Below are 24,322 nucleotides of genomic sequence, written 5' to 3'. Positions count from 1 at the left end.
AAGTATATGAAACCGGGGTGGAGAGTGGAAGACTCCATCCCGGTCTGGAAGGATGGTTTAAGGTCGTTCCGTTTCGGAACGACCCTATTGGAAACGGCCCGTTGCAGCCTTGAATGATGTGGCTGTACCTGCGGATCTTGTGGAAGGGAACCCGCCGGACTTCAACGGGATTAATCATGAGTATGTGATTACTCAATTAATTGGGGGAAAAATGACTGTCAAAGCTGAAAGTCTTAAGCTTTTCACTGACAAGGCTACAATTGTATCCGCCGTCGTATCAGAGATTTCTTCTCTTGACGAGGCTATCAATTATACCATGGATCTTTGCGGAAAGAAAGAGGCCTGTAAACTGCTCGTATCCGGTTGTGAGGAGAACCTCTCCAGCAAGGCTGAACAGCTTTGCGCCACAAAATTCGGTAAAACTATTTCTGCTCCTGCTCTTAACGAAGCTGATTTCGCAGCCCTCGACAAGGCCTGCGGCGAAAACGGATTCACCCTGATCAAGGACAGCGTCCGCAACCACCTCGGCGGAATCGATATCGCTTTCACCTATGCCGACCACGGCATTGCCGAAACCGGTACCATTGTTATTAACTGTCCCAGCGAACAGCTTCGTCTTGCTACCATGATCAGTGAAGTTCATGTCGCAGTTCTGCCCAAGTCCAAGCTCGTGGATAACTCCTACGATCTCGAAGAGTGGATGGAAGGAAACATGATGAAAGGCGACTACACCGCTTTCATCACCGGTGCCAGCCGTACCGCCGACATTGAGCGTGTTCTGGCCATTGGCGTACACGGACCGCTCGAACTTCATATTCTTCTTCTGGAGGACTAATAATGCAGGACGCTAAAAATCTTAAAGAATACAGAAAAGAAATCAGGGAAACTCTGGGTAACGACTTCCTCAGAACTGCAATGGACAACTTTGCTGTGGCCTACCGCGGCAGCCGCGCCAACGCATTCAAGGGCATGGACGAAAAAGGTCTGATCAGCGATATCGCCAAGGCCAAAGACTGTGCAGCTGCCAACCTTGATGAACTTTTTGCAAAGTTCAAGGAAGAGGCTGAAAAGCGTGGTGCAGTAGTTCATCTCGCCAAGGATGCCAAGGAAGCCAATGAAATCATCGGCCGCATAGCTCTTGATGAGAACTGCAAGACAATCGTCAAGTCCAAGTCCATGACTGCTGAGGAAACCCTGCTCAACCATCACCTTGAAGACCTCAACCTCAATGTTATTGAGACTGACCTCGGTGAATGGATCATCCAGATGCGTCATGAAGGTCCTTCCCACATGGTTATGCCCGCGATTCACCTTTCCCGCCATCAGGTAAGCGACCTGTTCTCTCAGGTTACCGGCCAGAAGCAGGGCGATGATATTCAGAAGCTCGTAAAGGTTGCCCGCCGTGAGCTTCGCCAGAAATTTGTTGATGCCGATATGGGCATCTCCGGCGGTAACTTCGCTATCGCCGAAACCGGTTCCATCGGTCTTGTTACCAACGAAGGTAACGCCCGTCTGGTAACCACTCTCCCCAGAGTTCATGTTGCTCTCATGGGTCTTGATAAACTGACCCCGAAACTGCATGACGCTCTGCGCGTACTCAAGGCTCTGCCCCGTAACGCAACCGGGCAGGCAATCACCTCCTATGTGACCTGGATCACCGGGTCCAACGAGTGCGCCGCGGCTGAGGATGACAGGAAGAAAGTGCACTTCGTGTTTTTGGACAATGGAAGACGCGCTCTCGCAAAGGACCCGGTGTTCTCTCAGGTGCTTCGCTGCGTACGTTGCGGCGCCTGTGCAAACGTCTGTCCTGTCTACCGCATGGTCGGCGGCCACAAGATGGGCCATATCTATATCGGGGCTATCGGCCTCATCCTTACCTACTTCTTCCACGGTACCGACAAGGCCAAGAACCTTGTCCAGAACTGCATCAACTGTGGAGCATGTAAGGAAATCTGTGCAGGCGGCATAGACCTGCCCGGACTTATCAAAGACATTCAGGCCAGAATCCTTGAGGAAGAAGGGCATCCCCTGTACTCCACTTTCCTGGCCAAGATGATGAAGAACCGCAAGCTCTTTCACAAGTTCCTGCGCATTGCAAAGCATGCTCAGAAGCCTGTTAAAGGCAAGGAAGGCTTCATGCGTCACCTGCCCATGATCTTTGCCCCTGATCACGACTTTCGTGCACTGCCCACAGTCGCCGAAGTTCCCTTCAGGGACATGTGGTCCAAGGTCAAACCCGCCAAGCCCGCTGAGACCAAGTTCAAGGTGGCACTGTTCTCCGGTTGCGTTCAGGACTTCGTATATCCCGAACAGTCCGTTGCTACTGTTGAGAGCATGAGAAATAAAGGCGTTGACCTTGAATTCCCCATGGACCAGTCCTGCTGCGGTCTGCCGCTGCAGATGATGGGTGAAAAGGAAGCCTGCAAGGAAGTTGCACTTCAGAACATGAAAGCATTCGAAGAAACCGACTGTGATTACATTCTGACCATGTGTGCCTCCTGTGCCTCCCACCTGAAGCACAACTACGTGAAGATGCTCGGCCACGATTCCAAGTACGCCATCAGGGTTCAGGAATTTGCCGACAAGGTCATCGACTACAGCTCCTTCATGAACGATGTACTTGGTGTTGAAAAGGAAGACTTCCTTGATTCCGCCGGTGAATCCGTGACCTACCACGCTCCCTGCCACCTCTGCCGTGGTCTGGACGTCAAACACGCTCCTCGTGAGCTCATGGTCAAGGCCGGTCTGGACTACAGGGAAAGTGCCGAAGAAGAAGTCTGCTGCGGTTTCGGTGGAACTTACTCCGTGAAGTTCCCCAAGATTTCCGAACAGCTTCTTGAAAAGAAACTTAAGAATGCAAGCGAAACCGGTGCAAAGGTTCTTCTTACCGACTGTCCCGGCTGCGTAATGCAGATTCGCGGTGGAGCGAAGAAAAAAGGTCATGACCTTGAAGTTCGCCACATTGCCGAATTCATGGCTCAGCGCAGAAAATAATAAAGTCAGGCTTGGTGTCCGCGGTTTTGTTTGCCGACCGCGGACACTGTTTAAGCAGCGGCATGTAATTATGCCTCCAATCCCGGTACCTTCACCTCGCAACTGAATACCGGTTACCTGCCGCGCCCCATATAAGGCTTTTCCATTCGCTCGCCCGATGGAAAAGCCTTTTTCATTACATATGTATGGTCCAGCTACAGTAATTCACTGCAAGTGTCGGGTGCTGTAGTAAAAAATATTGTTATTAGGCTGGTTAGAGTGTAGTGTCCGGTTTAATGCTCTCATTGGACAGACCAGGGAGAATCAGGGGTTCCCGGTTATTGAGGGACAGTAAATCGTGTGGTTTAAAAAAGGTTGTTTAGCTCAGGGAGAAGTTATGCTGAAGAATTTGTCTATCGGGGGCCGTTTTGTATTGCTGCTGCTGTCAATGCTTGTTTTTCTTTTGATCTGTGGCAGCATGTTCCTTGTCGAAATCAAGGATGTTGTTACTACAGGGATTCATGAAGTTGAAACAGGCATGATGCAGGGGCATAAGGACAAAATTGAAGTTGCGACAAGAGCTGCTGCTAATATCCTTGGAGAACAGCTCAAAGGGATAAGTTCTGAAGAAGCAAAGGTTGATTTTGTCAGAAAGGCGGTGGACAAGTTCAGATTTGAGGACGATGGGTCCGGGTATTTCTTTATTTATAAAGGGACGGAAGTTATTACCGTGCCTACAAAAAAGTCCCTGCAGGGCAAGGATTTATCGACCGCAAAGGATAAAAATGGTGTTTTCTTCGTTAAGGAACTGTACAAGGCTGCAAGTAACGGCGGGGGCTTCGTAGAATACGTTTTTGATAAACCGGGCAAGGGTGTTCAGCCTAAGCTTGGGTATTCAACAATGATTCCCGGGACCGACATGTGGATTGGCACAGGAGTCTATGTTGATAACATTGACGCGGAAAAAGTCAGGATCAATCAGGAGCTCAACGACGAGGTCAAGAGTGAGACAACTCGAATCGTACTCATCATGCTTGGGCTGCTGCTGTTCCTTCTCACTCCGTTGTGTATTGTCATCGTTCGTTCAATTGTCCGCCCGGTTCAGGCAGCTACAGATGCAGCCAGTCGCGTTGCAGCCGGTGACCTGACTATTGTTCTCAATCCAACCGGTAGAAGTGAAATTTCAACTTTGCAGAGATCCATCAACACTATGGTGGAAACCCTTGATGCGAACCTCAAGGATATAAAGAGCAAGGAAGCCGAATCCGCCGAGCAGGCCCGTGTTGCAAAGCTTGCCGCTGCCGAGGCCGAAGAAGCCCGCCACAAGGCTGAAGGTGCCAAGCGTGAAGGTATGCTGGCCGCAGCCGAAAAGCTTGAAAGCGTACTGAATAATATTGTCCAGATTTCCCGAAACGTGGAGCGGTCCACCGGTGAAATTATGAACGGCAGCGATTTCCAGAAGCAGCGTATTACCGAAACTGCAACTGCCATGGAAGAAATGAATGCCACTGTTCTTGAAGTTGCCCAGAATGCAACCATAACCAATAAAGATACGGAAGATACCCGTAACAAGGCTTCTGAAGGGCAGCGAGTTGTTCAGGGTACTATCGAGTCAATGCTTGACATTCAGCGGCAGACCAATGACCTTGAAATGCTGATGGATAAGCTCAATACTCAGTCTTCGGAAATTGGAAACGTTATGAGCGTCATCAACGATATTGCGGACCAGACCAACCTGCTGGCGCTTAACGCTGCAATTGAGGCCGCACGCGCAGGTGAGGCCGGACGTGGTTTTGCTGTTGTTGCTGACGAGGTACGTAAACTTGCAGAGAAGACTATCGGAGCAACCGATGAGGTGGACAAGAGTATTTCGTCCATCCAGACTCTTGCAAAACAGAATATAGCTGGAATGAGGGCCGCTGTTGAGGCTATTTCCGATGCTACCGAGCATTCACGCTCTTCTGGTGATGTGCTGGCGGAAATTGTTAAGCTTGCCTCAAATGCCGCCGGTCAGGTGCAGTCGATAGCCACTGCAGCGGAAGAGCAGTCGGCCACTTCCGATGAAATCAATCGTAGCATATCGGAGATAGATTCCATGACCGAAGACAATGCCCGTAACAGTATGCTTGCAGCTCAAAGTGCAAAGGAACTTTCGCACGAAGTTGATGCGCTTGTTGCTCTTGTTGATGAATTACGCAGCGGCGAATAACAGCTTGCAGGATAGGTACAAAGCAATTTAATCTTTTCCCGTTAAACCGGGGAACCATTGTCCGAATTTAAATATGCACTAGGAAACGGAGGAATCATGATTAAACATATCGTAATGTGGACTCTCAAAGAGGAAGCGGAGGGTGCTGCAGCAGCGGAAAATGCAGCTAAAATGAAAGAAATGCTCGAAGGACTTAACGGCAAGATTGAAGTACTGAAACACCTTGAAGTCAGTGCTGAAATTTTTGAATCCGTTCCTGACTGCAATGTAATTCTTTATTCGGAATTCGAAAGCAAGGAAGACCTGCATATTTATGCAGTTCATCCGCTGCATCAGGAGTGCGTAACGTTTATCAAGAAAATTGTTTCAAGCCGCAGTGTAGTGGATTACGTTATCTAGTCCTGATCATATTGGAGATTCAAAGGCCGGAAGTATAAGCTTCCGGCCTTTTTTGTTTTGTAACATAACTATTATAAAAAGTAAGACGATTTAATACCCTTTTATGTTATGTTTTTGGTTGTTCAGCCTGAAGGATAGTATGGCATTTTATGAATGGGTGATTATTGTATTAATGAGGTGTGCGTGCGTTAAATTCTGTAGCGCTTTGCGAAACATTAAAGATTCATTGATGTATTCGTTGACGTGACTGAGCGAAAAGTTTTGTAAAAAAGCCCGAAAAATGTATATTAACAGTAAGATCTGTATGGTCTCATTCAGATCTGTTGAACAAATACTCCCAAACTGCTGAAAACATTAAACTGGGGGAGGGCTTATGTTTAAGAATCTGTCAATCGGCGCAAGATTTTTCCTTCTGCTGGCAATGATGGTTGCGTTCCTTATTGTTACAGGTGTCTTTTTCCTTGGGGCTATAAGGGACATTACATCTTATGGCGTCAGCACAACTGCCGATATTATGCTTCAGGATCAGAAGGACAAGGTCATGGTAGCCACAAGAGGCATGGCTCTTTCCCTCGGTGAAGAGATAAAGCGATTCCCTGACAAGGGAGAACGGCTTCAGTTTATCCGTGAAGCCTTGGACCCTGTTCGGTTTGAGGAGGATAATTCCGGTTACTTCTTTGTGTATAAGGGAACTGTCAATATGGTTATGCCGCCCAAAAAGTCTTTGCAGGGAACGGATCTCGGTGGATTGAAGGATAAGAACGGTTTGTTTTTGATCCGCGAACTGGAGAAGGTTGCCGAGAGTGGGGGCGGATTTGTTAAGTATTATTTTGAAAAGCCCGGTGCAGGTGTTCAGCCCAAGATAAGTTATTCCATGATGATTCCAGGAACTGATATGTGGATCGGAACCGGGGTTTATCTGGATAATATTGAACGTGAAACCGGAAAGATGCGCGTTGACATGAACGACAGCGCCAACGCCGTGACCATGAAGATCTTATTCGGGGCCGGTGCAGTACTGCTTCTGCTGGTACTGCCTCTCTCCCTTTACCTGATCCGGAGTATCGTAAAGCCTCTTAACGAATCCACCGAGGCGGCAACTGCCGTTGCAGAGGGCAATCTGGATGTCTCCCTTAATCCTGACGGCCGTAATGAAATATCCACGTTGCAGACCGCGCTAAATACCATGGTTTCAACTTTGTCCGCAAACCTGGAGAGCATCAGGTCCAAGGAGGCCGAAGCTCAGGAACAGGCCCGTATTGCTGAAGAAGCAGCATCTCAGGCTCGGGAAGCTCAGAGAAGGGCCGAAGGAGCAAAGAAGGAAGGAATGCTTGCCGCGGCAGATAAGCTGCAGAGTGTTATAGAACGCATTTCTTCCATTACTGCTGAAGTAACCAGCAGTGCGGATGAAATAATGCGCGGAAGTGAGTTTCAGAAGCAGAGAGTGGCTGAGACCGCCACAGCCATGGAAGAAATGAACGTGACCGTGCTTGAAGTGGCAAGGAACGCTACCGAGACCAATCGCAGTTCCGAAAGGTCCATGCAGAAGGCCCGGGAAGGAGCCGGGGTTGTGCAGGATGTAATCACCGCGATGACCAATATTCAGGATCGTACCGACCATTTAAAGAAGTCCATGGAACAGCTTGACCAACAGGCTGTGGATATTGGAAACGTGCTCAGCGTGATTAACGATATTGCCGACCAGACGAACCTTCTGGCCCTTAACGCAGCAATTGAGGCCGCAAGGGCCGGTGAGGCCGGGCGCGGTTTCGCGGTTGTCGCTGATGAAGTCCGCAAGCTTGCAGAAAAGACCATCGGTGCTACCGATGAGGTTGAAGCCAGCATCAACGGTATCCAGAGGCTGGCTCGTGATAACGTAAAGGGAATGGACGCAACCGTGGACGCAGTACAGAGTGCTACGGAGCTTTCCCGTTCTTCCGGCACTATGCTGGATGAGATTGTAGAGCTTGCACGCAATTCTGCGGATCAGGTCAGGTCCATTGCCACGGCTGCGGAAGAGCAGTCTGCAACTTCTGATGAAATCAACCGCAGTGTCGGTGAGATTGATTCCATGACTGAAGAAAATGCCAGGAACAGTCAGCTGGCGGCGGAAGGCACGCAGTCGCTTTCAGCTGAGGTTCAGGAACTGCTCAATTTAGTTGATGAATTGCGCAGTGAAGATTAGATGGCTGGTTTTGAGCAGTAACGGAAGCAGGGCGTATAACTCTGCTTCCGTGGAAACAGGTAGGCTTTAGGAGTTAGTGATGTATTCGGATTTGCAGCGGAAAGTTGAAAATCACCTGCTGATGAATGTTGGACTGCCTGCTGAGCAGCTGAATAAGTTCATCCGTGAATCGGCCGCTCACTTGCGGTCGGCCATGTCAGTTCTTGATGAAGCCATTGATGAGGGTGATTTTGAGGTGATTATTTCTTCCGCCCATAAGTTGAAAGGCGGGCTGTCTAATCTGGGACTGGAAGAATTCAGCGAGATCGCAGGGAATATTGAGATTACAGCAGCAGGCAATACCCCTGCCTATCTGGGATGTTATTTCATGCGGTTGAGAATGGGACTTAAGGCGTTTCTTGAACAGTAGTCTTCCGTTTGACAGATGTAAAAAGCCCGGATTCAGTCCGGGCTTTTTTGTTTCTATCGATCAGGTGTTCAGGAATCGTATGGTCCTGTCTTCGGACCAGAGCTGTTTTTCAAGGGGAATATCAGCAAAGCCGACATGCCCACCGTATGCAGGAATCTGCAGGGAAAGAGCCTGACTGGCCGTGGCTTCGTCAACAGGATAGCATGCTTCAGAAAGGAAAGGGTCATCCTGGGCGTTAAGGATAAGGGATGGTACTGTGATGTTTTTAAGGAACTGTTTGCAGGATGATTTTCGGTAGTAATCCTGAGCGTCCGCGAACCCGTTTACGGGAGCTGTGTATGCATTGTCGAAGTCGATTAAATTGCGGACTGAGGGGAGCTTTTCGATGGGATAGAGTTCGGGGTACTGCTTGTTTTTGAGCCTGATCTTATTTTTCATAGATCGCAGAAAGTAATGATTGTAAATGAAGTTTGATTTACGGCAGAGCTTTTCTGCGGACGACGCAAGGTCGCAGGGAACTGATATGCCGATGGCTCTTTTTACTTTTGCAGGAACTCTGGCTGGATTCTCACCCAGATATTTCATGACCTGATTTCCACCCATGCTGAACCCGATGAGCGCGGCATCATCGTATATCCCGTGGTCCAGGCCGTATTGAAGGACCGTGTGCAGGTCGTCGGTCAGTCCGCTATGGTACATGCTGGGAGTTCTGTTCATCTCGTGGCTGCATCCTCTGAAATTGTAGGTGATGCAGTCCCAGCCGGCCAGAACAAGTGCTCTGGCCATGCCCAGCACGTATGGGCGTCTTGAGTTGCCTTCAAGTCCGTGGGCAATCACTGCAAGGCGTGAGCTGCTTGCAAGGTGCCAGTCTATGTCCAGAAAATCTCCGTCCGGGGTGTCGATTCTTCTTTTCACCACAGGCGGGAGGCTTACTTTTCTGAACAGGCGGGGAAAAATAGTCTGCAGATGTCCGGATTGAAGGGGGAGTTTGGGTTGGTAGGGAGGGGGTTGCAATAAAGGCATTTGGTAAAAATACCCGTCCTTTGGCTTTAGCTGTGAAGCCGGTCAGAGGTTGATGGATTTAAATTATCACTTCAATGAATATACGTATGAGTGCGGGCTGTCAAAAGGTTGTTTGCGTGTTTTGCTCCCTAGCCCGCTTACATCAGAAGCAGTTTGAACCCTATCAGGATGAGAACCGTTCCGCCGATTCTTTCAGCAATATGGCTGTATTGAGAAGCCCTGGCAAAGGATTTTCCCAACCAGATACCGAATGAAGTAAGGGCGAATGCAGTAATTCCGATGAAAAAGCACGGCATGGCGATCGGGTAGTCCATGATCGAAAAAGAAAGACCCACAGCCAGAGCATCAAGGCTGGTGGCAACGGAAAGGAATACCAGCGACAAACCTTTGGTTGGATCCTTGTATGTCTTGCATGAGTCGTCTGTTTCGAACGATTCCTTAATCATTTTCCCGCCGACAAAGGCCAGCAGGAAAAATGATATCCATGGTGCGTAGGTTTCCACCATGGATTTGACAGTCAGGCCTGCAGCCCAGCCTATGAGAGGCATGAGGGCCTGAAACAGGCCGAAATGAAAGGCAAGCCTGAAATTCTGCCGCTTGTTTACGCTGGGCATGCATAGTCCGCAGGCTACGGCAATAGTGAAGGCGTCCATGGCCAGAGCGATTGACAGGATGATTATTTCATAAAACGGCATTTGCAACTATCCTTGCTATTCAACCACAGCGTCAGCCTGATTGCGGTATTTACGGTAAATTCTGAATCCCAGAAGGGAAGAGAGAACAAAAAGGACCACAGCGAGTATCATCTGCGCAGTTGATGATACGTTAACCCCTGATCCGAACAGCGCGAAGACAACATTCTGAGGCACATACCCGACCGATGATCCCAGAATGAAGGGCAGAGCCGGGATACTTGTCACTCCGGCCAGTACATTGGTCGCCACGTTGCTTCCGAGGGGGAAGAAGCGGATGGTCAGGGCCATGTTGAATGGGCTGCGGCTCAGGAATTCGTCCACTTTCTGGATGCGTCTGCCGAACTTGCGTGTGATGAAAGAACGCCCGACTAGACGTGCGTAGATAAAGGCGCACGCACAGCCAAGTCCTGTTCCGACTGTCCCGAGCAGGGAACCGAGTGCAAAACCGTATGCGTATCCGCCGAGGAAGCAGATTACCTGACGCGGGAATCCTACTGCTGAAAAGAAAGTTGCCAGGCCGACGTATATCAGTACTCCCACAAGACCCCGCGAGCGTACGTGTGCATCTATCCAGTGGGTATCAAGAGCCTCTGCAAGGCCTGCATAGCGCAGGAGGTATACCACGGCCCCGAGAACCGCGAGCATGGTAAATCCTTTCAGCATGGCCTTGATGCTTACCCTGGACTCGTTCTGCAGGGCACTCATGAATTGTCTTCGCTGCGTTCTTTGACTTTATAGCTGAAGTGGCGGCTCTGGATCCAGCGCACTCCAAAAAGGTCGTAGCTGCCTGCAATGGCCCGGTCGATGGTCCCGTACTTGGATTCACCCTGATGGCGGGCTCGGTGGTTGACCTTTACTTCGGCAACGGATGCTCCCTGCATTTTCATCAGTGTAGGCAGGAAACGGTGCATGCCGTTGAAGCGCGGAATGGCCCGTACCATTTCGGTATCCATGATCTTGAGAGAGCAACCGGTGTCCTTGACTGATTCGCGGGTCAGGCGGTTGCGTATGGCGTTGGCAATCTTGGATGCAATCCTTTTTATCCAGACATCTCTCCGTTTCATGCGCCAGCCGATAATCATCTGATGTCCTTCGTTGTAAAGTCTCAGCATAGCCGGGAGGTCTGCGGGGTCATTCTGCAGATCCGCGTCCATGGTTGCAACGCGCGGTGCACGGGCTTCGTCGAACCCGGCACAGAATGCGGCGGACTGGCCCCGGTTCTGCTCGAATGATATGTATCTGGCTTTGGTGTATGTGGCTGACAGTTCCTTCAGAACGGCGAGGCTGGCATCTGTGCTGCCGTCGTCGACAAAGATAACTTCATAGGATATCGCCAGCGGCTCAAGGGCCGAATCGATCTCCTGCATCAGTTTTCGTAAGTTGTCCTGTTCATTGAAGACAGGAATTACGAGTGAAAGTTCATAGTGGTTTGTCATATCGAGAGATGGGATAAGAAAATTTAAGAAATTTGTAAATAGCTGTTGACACTGAGCGGCTCGGTATGTAGAACCCTCTTCACAGTGACGCGGGGTGGAGCAGCTTGGTAGCTCGTCGGGCTCATAACCCGAAGGTCGTAGGTTCAAATCCTGCCCCCGCAACCACAAAGCTTCATCAGAAAGGCTCAGCTAAATAGCTGAGCCTTTCTTTTATTTGCAGAAGTTCACGCGATGCACCTGTTGAAAGCCTCCGCCCTGTATTCCGGTCGGAGGCTCTTTTTGTTTTCATTGTTTGTATCAGGTTCTTATTCTGCGCCTTAAGCCTGTAAGTCCGATAAGTCCTGCTCCAAGCAGCCAGACTGCCCCCGGGACAGGAGTAGGAGCAGCGTGAGCGAAATCACTGTCTGATCCAGTTATACCAAGATAGTTTATGCTCTGAAAGCGTGCAATAAATTCACCGAGGGGCTGGTTTATCTGGCCTTCCACGTTGAACAGGAAGGTGGCTGTCCAGCCTGTTTCCAATCCAAGGTTCGGGTTGCCTCCATCAAAGTTTCTGCCGGTGAACAGTGCTGTAGTTATTCCCTCATGATACTTTATCGGTTCAGCATTCAGGATTGAGCTTTCAGGCGTGCCGACTGACCAGTTGTCTGTCACGTCTGTCGGATTTGTCAGAACTGACTGTGCGTAATATGAAACGTTTCTGAGGTTGAGGGTGACATCAGGAGCGGAGAAGAGAAGTCCACGCAGGAACGCGGATGTGGCAGGAGAAGTGTTGGTGACTGTCAGAAGAAGAGTTGAATCACCTGCTGAATATGTTGCTGATATGTCAGCCTGAATATAGTCAGGGTGGCTCCAGCCACTGATCGTTATTGCCTGTGCGGCAGTAGCCGTAGTAAGCAATATCAAAAGTATTGATATAATGATTGTTGTTTTCATGGTTTCCTCCCGGATATGGGATGAAAATTCACTCGTCATAATCTTAATATAATCACTAATTCACAGGTGTAAGTAGGAGTGATAAAAATTACTAATTTCAGTTAGTCTTTGGCCGTTCGGAATTGAATAAAATTATTAATCTTCCGCTTACCGGAAGTATGAGGCTCTGTGTCTGCTTGTATATAATGATTATCCTGCCTTGAGTTGAGGGTTAGCAGTTTTTTATGGTGTCTAATTTTTGTCGCAAATTCATTTTGATTTGTGTTGTGGCTTCTTTCGTGGCGAGAAATATGGAATTTTTATTTTTCGCAAGTGAACAAAATTAAACAAAATGCAAATAAAGTTAATGAAATTGAAAAAATAAACGTTCATTTATCGACATCGACTGAATTTTGATTTAGTTTGTCGACACGGAAGGAAACCCAGAACCTAGAGGTGATTTTACAATGAAAAAACTGATTAATGATGTTGAAAATGTTGTTCGGGAACAGCTTGAGGGTATGGCTCTGGCCCACCCTGAACTGACAGTGAAATTTGATCCCTACTATGTTTACAGAGCCGATGCCCCGGTAAAGGGTAAGGTCGCCATTGTTTCCGGCGGCGGTTCCGGTCATGAGCCTATGCACGGCGGTTTTGTCGGTAAGGGTATGCTTGACGGTGCCTGCCCCGGTGAAGTTTTCACTTCCCCCACTCCTGACCAGATGTACGAATGCGCCAAGGCCGTAGACAGCGGCGAAGGTGTTCTTTTCATGGTCAAAAACTATACCGGCGACGTTATGAACTTCGAAGCTGCTGCCGAACTGGTTGCCTCCGAAGGCATCAAGGTCCAGAATATCCTCATCGACGACGACGTTGCAGTTAAGGACAGCCTTTACACTGCCGGCAGGCGCGGTGTCGGAACCACTGTTCTGGCTGAAAAGATTGTGGGTGCCGCTGCTGAGGCCGGTTATGATCTCGAAAAATGCTCCGATCTTTGCCGCAAGGTGAACCAGTTCGGTCGTTCTTTCGGTGTCGCTCTTACTTCCTGCACTGTTCCTGCTGCAGGCAAGCCCACTTTTGAACTTGGTGAAGGCGAAGTGGAAATGGGTATCGGTATCCACGGTGAGCCCGGAACCCATCGCATGCCCATCAAGTCCATCGACGAAATGACCCAGTATGCTGCCGAGCAGATCATTGACGATCCTGCCTACACTCGCACCGTGCGTGAGTGGGACGGTGAGCAGTGGGCAGAAAAAGTCCTTACCGACGAACCTTTCGCAGCAGGCGACAATGTGATCGCATTCGTCAACAGCATGGGCGGAACTCCGGTTTCCGAACTGTATGCCATTTACAGAAAGCTTGACGAAGTCTGCAAGGCAAAGGGCCTCAAAATCGTACGCAACCTCATCGGACCCTACATCACTTCCCTGGAAATGCAGGGCTTCTCCATCACCCTGCTGAAGGTTGATGATGAAATGCTGAAGTTCTGGGATGCGCCGGTCAAGACTCCCGGCATGGTCTGGTAGGATTTAACAAAAATATAATGAATACAGCGCAGGCGCGGGAGGAACCCTTCTGCGCCTGCGTTAAGGTTTTCAAGGGTTGACGCCAGCTAATGCACGCGCTTCATTCGCGGTACAACTGTTTAACAATCACGATGCCCTCTTTGCCAGTGGCGTCACCATCTGGAGGATCAGATATGAACAAGGCCCAGCTTATCGCCTGGCTCGGCAGACTTAATGACGTATATGCTGATAAAAAGGATTATCTTACCGGACTTGATGCAGCCATCGGCGATGCCGACCACGGAATCAACATGAACCGCGGTTTCGGCAAGGTAATGGAAAAGCTTCCCACTGTGGAAGACAAGGATATCGGCACTATCCTCAAGACTGTGGGTATGACCCTCATGTCCAGTGTAGGCGGAGCAAGCGGCCCTCTGTACGGTACTTTCTGGATGAAGGGCGGAATGCTGCTCGGCGGTAAGGAAGAACTTACCCCTGAAGATTTTCAGAAGTTCATTCAGGCCGGTGTTGAAGGGATTCTCCAGCGCGGAAGACCTGTTCTTGGCGACAAGACCATGTACGACCTCTGGGCACCCGTACTTGAAACCATAAATGCTGAAGTCGGCAACGGTTCCGACATTGTGGCAATAGTTGATGCCGCACTTCCGGTCGGTGAGAAGGCTCTTGCTGCCACCATTCCCCTGCAGGCCAGAAAAGGACGCGCCAGCTATCTCGGCGAAAGGTCAATCGGTCATCAGGACCCCGGCGCGACTTCTTCCTACTACATGCTTGAGACTTTGAAAGAAGTTCTCGGCTAGGTTTATTCTTTTTAGGCCGGTCTTTCATAAAGTACGCCTCCGGCAGATCAGCCGGAGGCATATTCATTTTATACACAATACCTTGCACTTCAAATATCTGGTCCTGACCACATGAACGGCAGGGCGCAATTTCCGGAGATAATTAAAATGGTTGGATTAGTTATTGTTTCGCATAGTCAGACTCTGGCACAGGGTGTTCTTGAGCTGGCAGAGCAGATGACCCGCGGTTCCGTTGTAATGGAGGCTGCCGGCGGAATTGATGACCCGGACAATCCCATCGGAACTGATCCTATGAAAGTCATGATGGCTATCGAGTCTGTGGCTGCACAGTCTGAAGACGGCGTGTTGGTTATTATGGACCTCGGCAGTGCCCTGATGAGTGCCGAGACCGCTCTGGATTTTCTGCCTGATGAGGTTAAGGAAAAGGTTCTGCTCTGTTCCGCTCCCATTGTGGAAGGAACTATGGCGGCGGCCGTACAGGCCAGCGTAGGTGCTTCTCTTCAGGAGGTAAGAAGGGAGGCCGGTGCCGCCCTGAACGTGAAGATTCAGCAGCTTGCGCCCATTACCGGTGAAAGCGTAGCTGCTCCGGTCTCGGTTCAGGCTGATGCTGCCGAGGGTGAAGAAGTCAGTATGGATATGCTCATCTTGAACAGGATGGGCCTGCATGCCCGTCCGGCTGCAAACCTTGTTGCCACTGCCGGTAAATTCAAGTGCAGCGTTACCGTACGCAAGGGAGACCAGTCCGCCTCTGCCAAGAGCATCAATCAGGTCGCTCTGCTTGCTGTAAAGAACGGTGATACCATCACCGTAACTGCCTGCGGGGCTGATGCCCATGAAGCTATAGGCGCGCTCAAGGTGCTGCATGAAGATAATTTCGGTGAACGGGATGAGGACATCATGCTGGTTTCCGCAGAGGAATCCGTGCATGTGTCAGTTGTGGACGGTGTTGTCTGCGGCGCTCCCGGTTCCGTCGGTTATGCTGTGGGCGCGGCTTACGTCCATCAGGCCAGTCTTCCTGATGTGGAACAGGTTGAAGTTGTTGATACTGCAGCAGAGATAGCCCTGCTTGATCAGGCCATTGCCGATGCCCTGACTGAAATCAAGGCCCTGCAGAAGGACACCGAGAAGACTGCCGGCAAGGCTAACGCTGCTATTTTCGAAGTTCACGGCCTCATCCTCAGTGATCAGGACATGCGTGACAAGGCTGTAGCGGAGATTGAATCTCGTAAAGTCAACGCCGCATCAGTCTGGCTGGAGGTGATGACCTCCATGGCTGATGGCTACCGCAATCTTGACGATGTCTACATGAAAGCCAGAGCTGCAGATGTTATGGACTGCGGCGGCCGGGTGCTGCGTATCCTCTGCGGTGAAGAGGACAGGGGCATTGTGCTCGATCGTGCGGCAATAATTGTGGCTCACGATCTTTCTCCTTCCGATGTGGCCGGTCTTGATCTTGATAAGGTCCTGGCGGTGGTTACTGAAGTTGGAGGAGTAACCTCTCATGCCGCAATTTTGTCCCGTTCCATGGGCATTCCTGCCGTTATCGGAGTTGGTGATGTTGTGCACCGTTTTAAAGACGGCAGCACCATAGCCCTTGACGGTTTTGCAGGAAAGGTCTGGATCGCTCCGGATGAGGAAGTGCAGGACGAAGTCTCCGCAAAACGAGCTGCATGGCTTGCCGAGCGTGATGCTGCCAAACTCAAGGGAGCTGAGCCTGCGGTAACCGTTGACGGTCGTTCGATCATGGTCATGGGTAACATCGGGATTCCGGCTGATGCTTCCCGCGTGTTGGAGTATGGTGCCGAGGGAGTAGGGCTGTTCCGTACGGAATTTCTTTTTCAGGATCGCGAACAGGCCCCAGATGAGGGCGAACAGTTTGACGCTTACGTGGAGGCCGCACAGGCCATGCGCGGTAATCCGGTCATAATCCGCACTCTTGATATTGGCGGAGACAAGCCGGTGAAGTATCTGGATACGCCTAAGGAGGAGAACCCTTTTCTCGGAGAACGCGGCGTGCGTTTCTGCATGGCCCGTCCCGAGCTTTTCAGGACTCAGCTCCGTGCACTGCTCCGGGCCGCAACTCAGGAGAATATCTGGATCATGTTCCCAATGATTTCCGATGTTGAGGAACTTGAAGGTGTTCTGAAATTCAAGGATACTGTCCGTGGAAAATTGATTGCCGAAGGCGTTGAGATCGCAGAAAAGGTCAAGACAGGAATCATGATTGAAGTTCCGTCCGCCGTGGCAGTTGCGGACAAGCTTGCCGTTATGAGTGATTTCTTCAGCATAGGCACAAACGATCTGACTCAGTACGTCATGGCGGCGGATCGGGGTAATGCCTCTGTGTCCAAGCTTTGCGATAATCTTAATCCGGCTGTTCTGCGCATGGTTGCCATGACCTGCGAAGCAGCTGCAAAGGCCGGGATTGAAGTGGGTATGTGCGGAGAGCTGGCAGGAAATGCCAAGGCTTCAGCATTGCTGCTTGGGCTTGGACTTGATGAGTTGAGCATGAACGGACCGGCTATTCCGGACGTAAAGGAAGCAATCCGTTCCGTTACCATGGGTGAATGCCGTGTCTTGGCCGGCAAAGCCCTGGCTGCCAAATCTGCGGATGAGGTTCGAGCGCTTCTAGGTTGATTTCAGGAAGACGATTGTTTTTGCCGGATTTGGCATGAACAGTAGCAGTTGATAATATTTAAAAAAAAGACCTGTCCATTTGGGCAGGTCTTTTTTTTTACGAACTACCGTATTATAGAAATTTTAGGCCGTGCTATCGCGTATGACAATGGGGAGAAATAAATTGTATGGTTAGATTGATATTGTTTTATATAAGTGAATGAAATACAGTTATCATTATCAATAATTTGAAAAGGTATTACAATGAAATCATACATATTATTTTGTGCAATTTTATTTATATTTTCAGCTATTCCTGCGCAGGGCGCTGTAGGGATTACCCAAACACAATTTACAGATTCAGCGCGTGGTCGAACTCTCAAAACATATATATGGTATCCATGTGTCGGAGGTAAATCCTCGCGTTATGCTGAAAATGTAGTCTTTGAAGGGTTTGAAGCTGTAAAGGACGGCGAAATAAGTCAGGGCCAATTTCCGGTGTTCGTTTTGATTCATGGAACCTCAGGCAACTGGAGGAACTTGTCATGGCTGGCTGAACGTCTTGCCGACAGCGGATCAATTGTCATCGCAGCAGATCACCCAGACTATACCACGGGAGATGCAACACCGTATTCAGTGATCAGGGCATGGGATCAGCCCAAGGATGTGAGCTTTATTCTTGATAAACTTTTTACGTCCAGATTTAAAGATTATATAGACCGCAAGAGAGTTCTGGCTGTCGGATACTCGCTCGGTGGGTACAGTTCTCTTGCTCTGGCCGGGGCACGGCTTGATATGCATCAGTATTTGGATTTTTGCAGTGCCCATGACGATAATTCCTGCAGATATTTCAGACCAGCCTTCACCTGCTTGGACGGTAAGTATTTTGGGCAATCATCAGTGGATTTAAATGATAAACGGTTTACGGGAATTATAGCAATTGCTCCTGGTTTTATGGAATCCTTTACCGGCGATTCTTTGCACCGTATCAAAGTCCCGACTTTGATTATCGGTGCTACCCTGGATCGGAATGTTTCGCCGTCTACACATATCCTGCCACGGAAGAACGATTTGGCAGCTCAAGTAAGTTACAAAGAAATAGAGGGGGCAGCGCACTTCAGTTTCATGCAGGTATGCAAGCCGAAGGGGATTGAAATCCTTGCAGAGGATGGGGAAGAGTTTGTTTGTATTGACGGCGGATCAAAAACACGTCGAGAGATACACGATGAATTATTCAACTACATCCGTGATTTTCTGAATGCTGCGTTCAAATAAAATGAGAGTGGTGTGATTTTGTTCAGATGTTGCTTTCTTGAATGTATTGTTCTTGAATGTATGACTGGTGTTTAATGTAATAATTAACTGTCTGAATTACCGAAGTCTTTTTTCTGTACCGATTACATTTGCCTGATCTGTTCATTTCTTCATGGTTTCATGTTCACAAATATTATCTAGTTCCTCAAGTTTATATCGCCTATCTTCATTATTTCAGGGGTAATTTATGAACGGTTTTTATCGTGGCGTACGGGCAAATGTTCCGTTGCTGCCCAGTGTGATTGCATACAGCAGTGTTCTTGGTGTGCTGGCTTCCCAGAAGTCCGTAGCCTGGACCCATATGATGGCCCTCAACCTTTTCATGTTTGCAGGGTCAGCCCAGTTTGTACTTGTGGATATGTGGTCTGCGCCGCTGCCGGTTCTGGAAATGGCGGTTGCGGCTGCTGTAGTTAATCTTCGCTATATCCTGATCGGGGCTTCTTTAAAGGACCTGTTCGCCGGGCAGGGGATTTTGAAGCGGCTGGGGATTATGCATTTCGTGGCCGATGAAAACTGGGCCATGACCATGGTTGCAGCACGCAAGGGTGAAGGAGATGTTTTTCACCTGCTTGGCGGCGGGATGCTGCTCATGTTCGTTTGGAGTTGTGGGACAATGGCCGGTATGTATCTGGGAGGAATTATCCCAGACCCAAGGGTGCTTGCACTCGATTTTGCTTTTACGGCAGTTTTTTCGGCGTTGGCTGTTTCCCTCTGGCAGGGCAGGCAGGATGCAATCCCGTGGGTGGTGGCGATTGCAGCATCGGTTGTCACGGAACACGTTGTTCCCGGCAAGTGGTACATTCTTGTCGGCGGAATTCTCGGCGCTGTTTCGTCGGTTTTTCTTCCGGAAGTTGAGAAAGATGAAAGTTCAAGCGTTGTTGAGCCTTGTGAAGTGCGGGAGAATGAATAATGGAGTTGTACAGCCACGATAGCGCAATGATTGTCATAGTTCTTGCCTCAATGGCGACGTATTTAATGCGTGTCGGAGGACTTATGCTGGCCGGTTGTCTTCCTTCCGGAGGACGGATAGGGCGGGTGCTAAATGCTCTACCGGGAACAATCCTTATTTCCCTTGCAGCTCCCGGCTTTTTCAATGAAGGGGTTATAGGCTTTGCCGGTGGAATTGTGACTGTCGCAGTCGCATTCAAAACCAAAAACGTTTTCCTGGCGATGTTTATGGGAATGCTTGTGGTTGCGTTAGGTCGGCAGGCCGGATTTTAGTCCGAATATTTTATTTGGCAATGTCTTCGGAAAAAATCTGAATTCAACCTCCCTGAGAATTGGAGATCTGCTTCGATTCTCAGGGAGGTTATTTTTTTGCTGGGTAGATTGACGATTAGGCGTTGAGGCCTTTCTGGGCCAGACTGATGGCTATGGTCCACATGGTTATTCCGATGAAGGTGTCCAGAACCTGCCATGTCCGTGGTTTTCTAAACAATGGGGCTAGGGCCTGTCCGCCAAGCCCGAGAGTGAAAAACCATATGAAGGATGCGGTTATGGCCCCGAAGCCGAACGCGTAACGACCATCCCCGGCAAATTGTCCGCTCATTGATCCCACCATGATAACGGTATCAAGATACACATGCGGGTTGAGCAGGGTTATGGCCAGTGTCAGCAGGATGAGAGACCGGATGTTTGTTTCAGCAACGTCCTCGTCATCAAGCCTGCCGCCTTTTATTGCGGAACGAAACGCGCCGAGTCCGTACCAGAGCAGGAAAGCCGCGCCGCCCCATGCCGCAGGCTTCAGCAGCATGGGATTGGAGGCGATAAGTTCTCCTGTCCCTAGAACTCCAAGTGTTATGAGTACCGCATCGCAAAGTGCACAGACGAGGCAGATGGTCAGATGATGGTTCTTCCTTATGCTCTGCGACAGTACAAAGGCGTTCTGAGCCCCGATGGCGATAATCAGTCCTGCCCCGGTTCCCAATCCCTGCATATATGGTATAATTATGGACATTGTGTAAGCTCCTCTTGATGTTTCCACCAAGGTAGACACAGCTTTTAAATTAGTAAAATTAAACATTTTCATTTATGATAAGTTTTACTAATGTATATACATGTTGGACAATAAATTTCTTGAAGCATTGGCGGCTGTGGTTGAGGAGGGCGGATTTGACAAGGCCGCCCGCAAGCTCAATTTAACGCAATCAGCTATTTCGCAACGAATACGTACCCTGGAGGAACAGTTCGGGCAGGTGTTGGTGGTGAGGTCCTCTCCGCCGCAGGCCACGGATGCAGGGCGACGGTTGATCAGGCATTTGCGACAGGTTCGTCTGATGGAGTATGAGCTGGGTGAAACTTTGGGGCTGAATGGTTCGAACGATTTTCTGACCCTGCCGGTAGGTGTGAATGCAGACAGCCTTGCCACGTGGTTCCTTGAGGCTGTGGAAGATTTTCTGAAGGCGAACAAGGTGTTGCTCGATCTATACGTGGACGATGAGAACCGGACCTATGAAATGCTCAAGAACGGTGAGGTTGTCGGTTGCATCGGAACCGGAAGGGAAACGGTCAGGAGTTGCCGCAGTGAGTTCCTGACTACTTTCAATTACCTGTGTCTGTGCACTCCTTCATTTCGTGATGAGTGGTTCGGTACCGGATTTACTGCGGATAATGTGCGCAGAACCCCGGCGGCTGTCTTCAACCGCAAGGATGAGACCCAAGCCATGATGCTTGAAAAGGTTTTCCCGGGACAGGCTATTTCTCATCCCATTTTTTATGTGCCGTCTTCGGAGTCGTTTGTGGATGTCATCCTGCGCGGACTTGCCTACGGCATGGTTCCTGAATTTCAGGCAGGGGAGGAACTTGCTTCCGGCAGGCTGGTCGAATTTGTTCCTGACGGGCGGGTGCCGGTAAGCCTTTTCTGGCATTCATGGAACGTGGAAACCCTTTTGCTTGAAGGGTTGCGCCGTACTCTCGTTCAGTATTTCAATGGATCATTGCGATCTTAAAAATTATAGTTTTTAAAATAAGTTAAATATTTTTAAGATTGCTGTTGACAGGCGAAGGCTGAACATGTAGACATGCTTTCAGTTGACGCGGGGTGGAGCAGCTTGGTAGCTCGTCGGGCTCATAACCCGAAGGTCGTAGGTTCAAATCCTGCCCCCGCAACCACCATGCTTCATCAGAAAGGCTCAGCCAAATGGCTGGGCCTTTTTTGTTGTTCATTCATTATTCCACAAATTTTGCCCGTGAGCTGAGTTCATGGGGTAAAAGGATTCCCCAGCGTGAAAGTTCATGTTTGCTGAAGGTCAGAACTCCTTGCGATGGAATCTGGACCGGGGGAATCCTGCCGGTTGCTAAAATGGTGTTTGCCATTTCAGCTGCTGCCTTACCTTGGTAGTATCCGCTCATTACCAGCCCGCCAACAGCCTTGCCCTTACCGAGGGAATATTCCCAAAGTGCATAAACAGGAACTTTGCTGTGAGCGCTGGTCCAGGTAGAAACTGTATTCATAGCTGCATGCTGACCGGACTCATCTCGCATTGCCGCATAATTGCAGATAATTATCCCCTTATATTTGTTTGTGTTCAGGTTGAGGACTTTCTTTTTCCAATCGTTGAAATTGTCGGTTGTGAATAAATCCATCTCACATGAATTGTAGTTTATTCGATCAGTTCCTTGTAATGATGTTTCAATTATTGCCTGTGAGGTCATTCCATTGTCCATCATCAAGAGGAAATTTGCCGACCCGTATATTTTACTAAGTACTAAAAGAGATCTTTTTAAAAGTGGCCGTTCCAGTATCCCTGTAACATTATGGGGCAGCTTGTTCTTAGCGAAATATATACGCGGATTCTGATTGATACCCATGAACACGACAGGGGTTCCGGTCGCGCTTATTCTTTGCCCTGAATATTTAAGGGCATTGTCATCCATGGTAATGACAAGGTCAGGTTTTTCCTTATGGAAAATGTCCATGCATTGTTTTGCCTTGGTCTTGAACTGATCCTGCGGAATCCTCTTGGTGTCCATATCAAAATAAATTTTATCATATTCAGGTGCGATATATTCGTTAAGACCTTTGATACAGGCGCTGGTCCACGGGTAGCTGCTGTGGTAGCTGTCGATGATCAATATCTTTTTCTTTTGAGGATGCACCTTGGTCGGAGCAAGGAGAAAAAGCAGAAAGGCAATCATAATGACAAGTGGATATTTTTTCACAGCATCACCTCTATGTCTCGGTCCCGATAATTTTCCAACCTTGTTCAGTCTCTTTGAACTGCCGGAAAGTTTAAGCTTATTTAAAGCATATCACTTTTTTGCCGGAGAATAAAAAATTAAATGAAGCTGTTTTTGGATGTATGCCCTGAGCAGTTGTCGAGTTCCAGCCGTATCTTACAGTGACGCGCAAGTAATGGTCAGTTCAAAAGCTATAAAATACTGAATAAATCTTCGATGATGCTCTGGTTTTTTGCTGGTGGTAAAACGATTGTAACGAACTGAAGTTTCGTGTTTTTTAACTGCGCAATAGTTAAACCGGATCGACAAAAACACAGTAAACGTCTGCTTCAGCTAAACTTTCTGTTGTGCTTCAGCTTGGTTGCGGTTGTTTCTCATAATGGTTGCGGCTGAAACCATTGCGAGCAGGCAAAGGGGGACTGCTGATGAAAATGCCAGCAAGGTACAGAATCCCATGCACAATATCATGCAAGGAATTCGGATGCCTGCTCCTTTGAATATTTTCATTGCAGCCATGATAGCTATCAGCGAATTAGCCAGGAAAAAAACATTGGCCACAGCTATCAACTGCTCCAGTGAGATGACTTTGAAATGTACAAGGAGCAGGTCGGTTATGTGAATTCCCAGAAAAGCAAGCAATCCTCCAAGCGGTGCCTCATTTTTGTTCTTTACAGCCAGGGGCCGAAGAAGCTTGCCTTCGTGTGCAAGTGTTGCAACAAGGCGTGAAACTCCTCCCACGACCATTAAGTAAGTGCAGATGCATAGTGCGCAGGTGATAATCATGATTACGAGAGCTGAGCATGACCCAAGTAACGGTTCAACAACCTGCGCAACACTCAAAGGAGCGGACTTTCCTGCTTGGGAGGTGGAGGAATGCAGGGCCCAGCCGGTTAGTATATAAACTACGCTGACCGTTACTACGCCAATGACAGTAGCCTGTGGAATGGTGCGTTTGGGACTACGTACCTCCATAGAATAATTGCCGATGACTTCCCAGCCTATGATGGCCCAGAACATCAACAGGAGTGTCCGGCCCATATCCGGGAGTAAGAATTGAGAGTTCGGTAGGGGGGAAACAGGAACTTTGATAAGTGAAGTTACGCTGCCTGCCAGAAGTACCGTACCGATTGCGATGCTTGATGCCAAAGCTATGCTTCCTACGGCAGTTATTTTTCGCAGAAGCAGGAGACCGCAGAAAACAACAATTACAGCAGAGATAGCCGGGGCTGTGTCCGGGGAAAGTCTCAGTGCATGGACAATTGAATCTGCGGCAGTTATCTGAACAGCCACAGGTCCGGCGCAGACCGCACAGATTAGACAGTTGGAGGCAAGTTGTCCGGCCTTTGTTCCGAAAGCATCGCGTACGGCTATGGGAACGCCTTCACTGCCCGGATATTTCAGTGCCAGTTTTGCAAAAAGTCCCGCGAAGACGGCTCCAAGTGCCATGATGGCTACCCAGGCACATACCGACCAGTCTCCAATCCGGGAATGGATCAGCGGCGGAAGAAGTATTATTCCAGATCCCAGCACTGCGCCGGCCAGCAATCCGCTTAATTGAAGCGGTCCCATCTTTTTATTTTCCATGATTTATACCTCAGTTTGATTTCAGGCATAGTTAGCATAGGACTGCTTATCGACAAAACGGA

At 49.2% G+C, this 24,322-nt stretch carries 21 protein-coding genes and 2 tRNA genes; 15 read left to right on the top strand and 8 right to left on the bottom strand.

The window, feature by feature from the left end; genetic code table 11:
- Window positions 1-211: 211 nt before the first annotated feature.
- From N7E73_RS01420 to N7E73_RS01395, 6 genes are all read left to right on the top strand, one after another.
- The gene (locus N7E73_RS01420; RefSeq protein WP_432736983.1) at window positions 212-835 is read left to right on the top strand and encodes a lactate utilization protein; all 624 of its coding nucleotides are present in this window, start codon (window positions 212-214) and stop codon (window positions 833-835) included.
- Between the two features lie 2 nt (window positions 836-837).
- Window positions 838-2,994: an L-lactate dehydrogenase (quinone) large subunit LdhH gene (ldhH, locus tag N7E73_RS01415; RefSeq protein WP_432736981.1), complete on the top strand. Its 2,157-nt coding sequence runs from the start codon at window positions 838-840 to the stop codon at window positions 2,992-2,994.
- A 376-nt stretch (window positions 2,995-3,370) separates the two neighbouring features.
- Window positions 3,371-5,182 (top strand): methyl-accepting chemotaxis protein, encoded by a 1,812-nt coding sequence (locus N7E73_RS01410; RefSeq protein ID WP_432736980.1) that lies wholly within the window; start codon window positions 3,371-3,373, stop codon window positions 5,180-5,182.
- Window positions 5,183-5,278: 96 nt separating this feature from the next.
- Complete coding sequence (locus N7E73_RS01405) at window positions 5,279-5,581, top strand: Dabb family protein (protein ID WP_432736979.1); 303 nt, start codon at window positions 5,279-5,281, stop codon at window positions 5,579-5,581.
- 373 nt (window positions 5,582-5,954) lie between these two features.
- Window positions 5,955-7,766 carry a methyl-accepting chemotaxis protein gene (locus N7E73_RS01400; protein WP_432736977.1) on the top strand — a complete coding sequence of 604 codons (1,812 nt, stop codon included), beginning with the start codon at window positions 5,955-5,957 and terminating at the stop codon, window positions 7,764-7,766.
- 79 nt (window positions 7,767-7,845) lie between these two features.
- A complete protein-coding gene (locus N7E73_RS01395) occupies window positions 7,846-8,175 on the top strand; it encodes an Hpt domain-containing protein (protein ID WP_432736976.1) in 330 nt (109 codons plus the stop codon).
- A 60-nt stretch (window positions 8,176-8,235) separates the two neighbouring features.
- Here N7E73_RS01395 and N7E73_RS01390 read toward each other — a convergent pair whose 3' ends face one another.
- The 4 genes from N7E73_RS01390 to N7E73_RS01375 all read right to left on the bottom strand — a co-directional run bounded on the left by N7E73_RS01390 (window position 8,236) and on the right by N7E73_RS01375 (window position 11,329).
- Window positions 8,236-9,093, bottom strand: a complete 858-nt coding sequence (locus N7E73_RS01390) for a YheT family hydrolase (protein ID WP_432736974.1) — start codon at window positions 9,091-9,093, stop codon at window positions 8,236-8,238.
- A 242-nt stretch (window positions 9,094-9,335) separates the two neighbouring features.
- The gene (locus N7E73_RS01385; protein WP_432736973.1) at window positions 9,336-9,893 is read right to left on the bottom strand and encodes a manganese efflux pump MntP; all 558 of its coding nucleotides are present in this window, start codon (window positions 9,891-9,893) and stop codon (window positions 9,336-9,338) included.
- 15 nt (window positions 9,894-9,908) lie between these two features.
- Window positions 9,909-10,598 carry a TVP38/TMEM64 family protein gene (locus N7E73_RS01380; RefSeq protein ID WP_432736972.1) on the bottom strand — a complete coding sequence of 230 codons (690 nt, stop codon included), beginning with the start codon at window positions 10,596-10,598 and terminating at the stop codon, window positions 9,909-9,911.
- On the bottom strand, window positions 10,595-11,329 hold the full coding sequence (locus tag N7E73_RS01375) for a glycosyltransferase family 2 protein (RefSeq protein WP_432736971.1): 735 nt from the start codon (window positions 11,327-11,329) through the stop codon (window positions 10,595-10,597). Before N7E73_RS01375 ends, N7E73_RS01380 begins: the two co-directional genes overlap by 4 nt.
- 88 nt (window positions 11,330-11,417) lie before the next feature.
- On the opposite strand from N7E73_RS01375, the gene N7E73_RS01370 reads away from it, so the two are divergent.
- Window positions 11,418-11,494 (top strand) — tRNA-Met (locus N7E73_RS01370).
- A 132-nt stretch (window positions 11,495-11,626) separates the two neighbouring features.
- On the opposite strand, the gene N7E73_RS01365 is transcribed toward N7E73_RS01370, so the two are convergent.
- Window positions 11,627-12,265 carry a PEP-CTERM sorting domain-containing protein gene (locus tag N7E73_RS01365; protein WP_432736970.1) on the bottom strand — a complete coding sequence of 213 codons (639 nt, stop codon included), beginning with the start codon at window positions 12,263-12,265 and terminating at the stop codon, window positions 11,627-11,629.
- 446 nt (window positions 12,266-12,711) lie between these two features.
- Between N7E73_RS01365 and dhaK the strand changes: the two genes are divergently transcribed.
- From dhaK to N7E73_RS01335, 6 genes are all read left to right on the top strand, one after another.
- Window positions 12,712-13,770 (top strand): dihydroxyacetone kinase subunit DhaK, encoded by a 1,059-nt coding sequence (gene dhaK, locus N7E73_RS01360; RefSeq protein WP_432736968.1) that lies wholly within the window; start codon window positions 12,712-12,714, stop codon window positions 13,768-13,770.
- A 173-nt stretch (window positions 13,771-13,943) separates the two neighbouring features.
- Window positions 13,944-14,567, top strand: a complete 624-nt coding sequence (gene dhaL, locus N7E73_RS01355) for a dihydroxyacetone kinase subunit DhaL (protein WP_432736967.1) — start codon at window positions 13,944-13,946, stop codon at window positions 14,565-14,567.
- Between the two features lie 147 nt (window positions 14,568-14,714).
- Window positions 14,715-17,204 carry a phosphoenolpyruvate--protein phosphotransferase gene (gene ptsP / locus N7E73_RS01350; RefSeq protein WP_432736966.1) on the top strand — a complete coding sequence of 830 codons (2,490 nt, stop codon included), beginning with the start codon at window positions 14,715-14,717 and terminating at the stop codon, window positions 17,202-17,204.
- Between the two features lie 243 nt (window positions 17,205-17,447).
- On the top strand, window positions 17,448-18,458 hold the full coding sequence (locus N7E73_RS01345; RefSeq protein ID WP_432736965.1) for an alpha/beta hydrolase family protein: 1,011 nt from the start codon (window positions 17,448-17,450) through the stop codon (window positions 18,456-18,458).
- Between the two features lie 226 nt (window positions 18,459-18,684).
- Entirely contained in the window at window positions 18,685-19,407 is a 723-nt protein-coding gene (locus N7E73_RS01340; RefSeq protein ID WP_432736964.1) for an AzlC family ABC transporter permease, read from the top strand.
- A complete protein-coding gene (locus N7E73_RS01335) occupies window positions 19,407-19,718 on the top strand; it encodes an AzlD family protein (protein WP_432736962.1) in 312 nt (103 codons plus the stop codon). The genes N7E73_RS01340 and N7E73_RS01335 overlap by 1 nt, the downstream gene beginning before the upstream one ends.
- A 115-nt stretch (window positions 19,719-19,833) precedes the next feature.
- Here the strand turns inward: N7E73_RS01335 and N7E73_RS01330 are convergent, their stop codons facing one another.
- A complete protein-coding gene (locus tag N7E73_RS01330; RefSeq protein ID WP_432736960.1) occupies window positions 19,834-20,454 on the bottom strand; it encodes a LysE/ArgO family amino acid transporter in 621 nt (206 codons plus the stop codon).
- A 100-nt stretch (window positions 20,455-20,554) separates the two neighbouring features.
- On the opposite strand from N7E73_RS01330, the gene N7E73_RS01325 reads away from it, so the two are divergent.
- Window positions 20,555-21,445: a LysR family transcriptional regulator ArgP gene (locus tag N7E73_RS01325; RefSeq protein ID WP_432736959.1), complete on the top strand. Its 891-nt coding sequence runs from the start codon at window positions 20,555-20,557 to the stop codon at window positions 21,443-21,445.
- Window positions 21,446-21,531: 86 nt separating this feature from the next.
- A tRNA-Met gene (locus tag N7E73_RS01320) sits at window positions 21,532-21,608 on the top strand.
- Between the two features lie 57 nt (window positions 21,609-21,665).
- Here the strand turns inward: N7E73_RS01320 and N7E73_RS01315 are convergent.
- Window positions 21,666-22,658 (bottom strand): ABC transporter substrate-binding protein, encoded by a 993-nt coding sequence (locus tag N7E73_RS01315; protein WP_432736958.1) that lies wholly within the window; start codon window positions 22,656-22,658, stop codon window positions 21,666-21,668.
- Window positions 22,659-23,009: 351 nt separating this feature from the next.
- Entirely contained in the window at window positions 23,010-24,260 is a 1,251-nt protein-coding gene (locus N7E73_RS01310) for an APC family permease (RefSeq protein WP_432736956.1), read from the bottom strand.
- Window positions 24,261-24,322: the final 62 nt, after the last annotated feature.

This window comes from Maridesulfovibrio sp. FT414, from assembly GCF_050916235.1.
In the GTDB taxonomy this organism is placed as follows: domain Bacteria; phylum Desulfobacterota; class Desulfovibrionia; order Desulfovibrionales; family Desulfovibrionaceae; genus Maridesulfovibrio.
The sequence above is the reverse complement of the archived record's forward strand: the minus strand, read 5'-3'. Positions and strand labels throughout refer to the sequence as shown.

Excerpts from the sequence above, each read along its gene's own strand:
- N7E73_RS01335 (WP_432736962.1), top strand. The coding sequence starts at position 19,407 with ATGGAGTTGTACAGCCACGATAGCGCAATGATTGTCATAGTTCTTGCC.
- N7E73_RS01340 (WP_432736964.1), top strand. The coding sequence starts at position 18,685 with ATGAACGGTTTTTATCGTGGCGTACGGGCAAATGTTCCGTTGCTGCCC.
- N7E73_RS01325 (WP_432736959.1), top strand. The coding sequence starts at position 20,555 with ATGTTGGACAATAAATTTCTTGAAGCATTGGCGGCTGTGGTTGAGGAG.
- N7E73_RS01395 (WP_432736976.1), top strand. The coding sequence starts at position 7,846 with ATGTATTCGGATTTGCAGCGGAAAGTTGAAAATCACCTGCTGATGAAT.
- N7E73_RS01400 (WP_432736977.1), top strand. The coding sequence starts at position 5,955 with ATGTTTAAGAATCTGTCAATCGGCGCAAGATTTTTCCTTCTGCTGGCA.
- dhaL (WP_432736967.1), top strand. The coding sequence starts at position 13,944 with ATGAACAAGGCCCAGCTTATCGCCTGGCTCGGCAGACTTAATGACGTA.
- N7E73_RS01345 (WP_432736965.1), top strand. The coding sequence starts at position 17,448 with ATGAAATCATACATATTATTTTGTGCAATTTTATTTATATTTTCAGCT.
- N7E73_RS01385 (WP_432736973.1), bottom strand. The coding sequence starts at position 9,893 with ATGCCGTTTTATGAAATAATCATCCTGTCAATCGCTCTGGCCATGGAC.
- N7E73_RS01330 (WP_432736960.1), bottom strand. The coding sequence starts at position 20,454 with ATGTCCATAATTATACCATATATGCAGGGATTGGGAACCGGGGCAGGA.
- N7E73_RS01310 (WP_432736956.1), bottom strand. The coding sequence starts at position 24,260 with ATGGAAAATAAAAAGATGGGACCGCTTCAATTAAGCGGATTGCTGGCC.
- ptsP (WP_432736966.1), top strand. The coding sequence starts at position 14,715 with ATGGTTGGATTAGTTATTGTTTCGCATAGTCAGACTCTGGCACAGGGT.
- N7E73_RS01375 (WP_432736971.1), bottom strand. The coding sequence starts at position 11,329 with ATGACAAACCACTATGAACTTTCACTCGTAATTCCTGTCTTCAATGAA.
- N7E73_RS01365 (WP_432736970.1), bottom strand. The coding sequence starts at position 12,265 with ATGAAAACAACAATCATTATATCAATACTTTTGATATTGCTTACTACG.
- N7E73_RS01380 (WP_432736972.1), bottom strand. The coding sequence starts at position 10,598 with ATGAGTGCCCTGCAGAACGAGTCCAGGGTAAGCATCAAGGCCATGCTG.
- N7E73_RS01405 (WP_432736979.1), top strand. The coding sequence starts at position 5,279 with ATGATTAAACATATCGTAATGTGGACTCTCAAAGAGGAAGCGGAGGGT.
- dhaK (WP_432736968.1), top strand. The coding sequence starts at position 12,712 with ATGAAAAAACTGATTAATGATGTTGAAAATGTTGTTCGGGAACAGCTT.
- N7E73_RS01420 (WP_432736983.1), top strand. The coding sequence starts at position 212 with ATGACTGTCAAAGCTGAAAGTCTTAAGCTTTTCACTGACAAGGCTACA.
- N7E73_RS01410 (WP_432736980.1), top strand. The coding sequence starts at position 3,371 with ATGCTGAAGAATTTGTCTATCGGGGGCCGTTTTGTATTGCTGCTGCTG.
- ldhH (WP_432736981.1), top strand. The coding sequence starts at position 838 with ATGCAGGACGCTAAAAATCTTAAAGAATACAGAAAAGAAATCAGGGAA.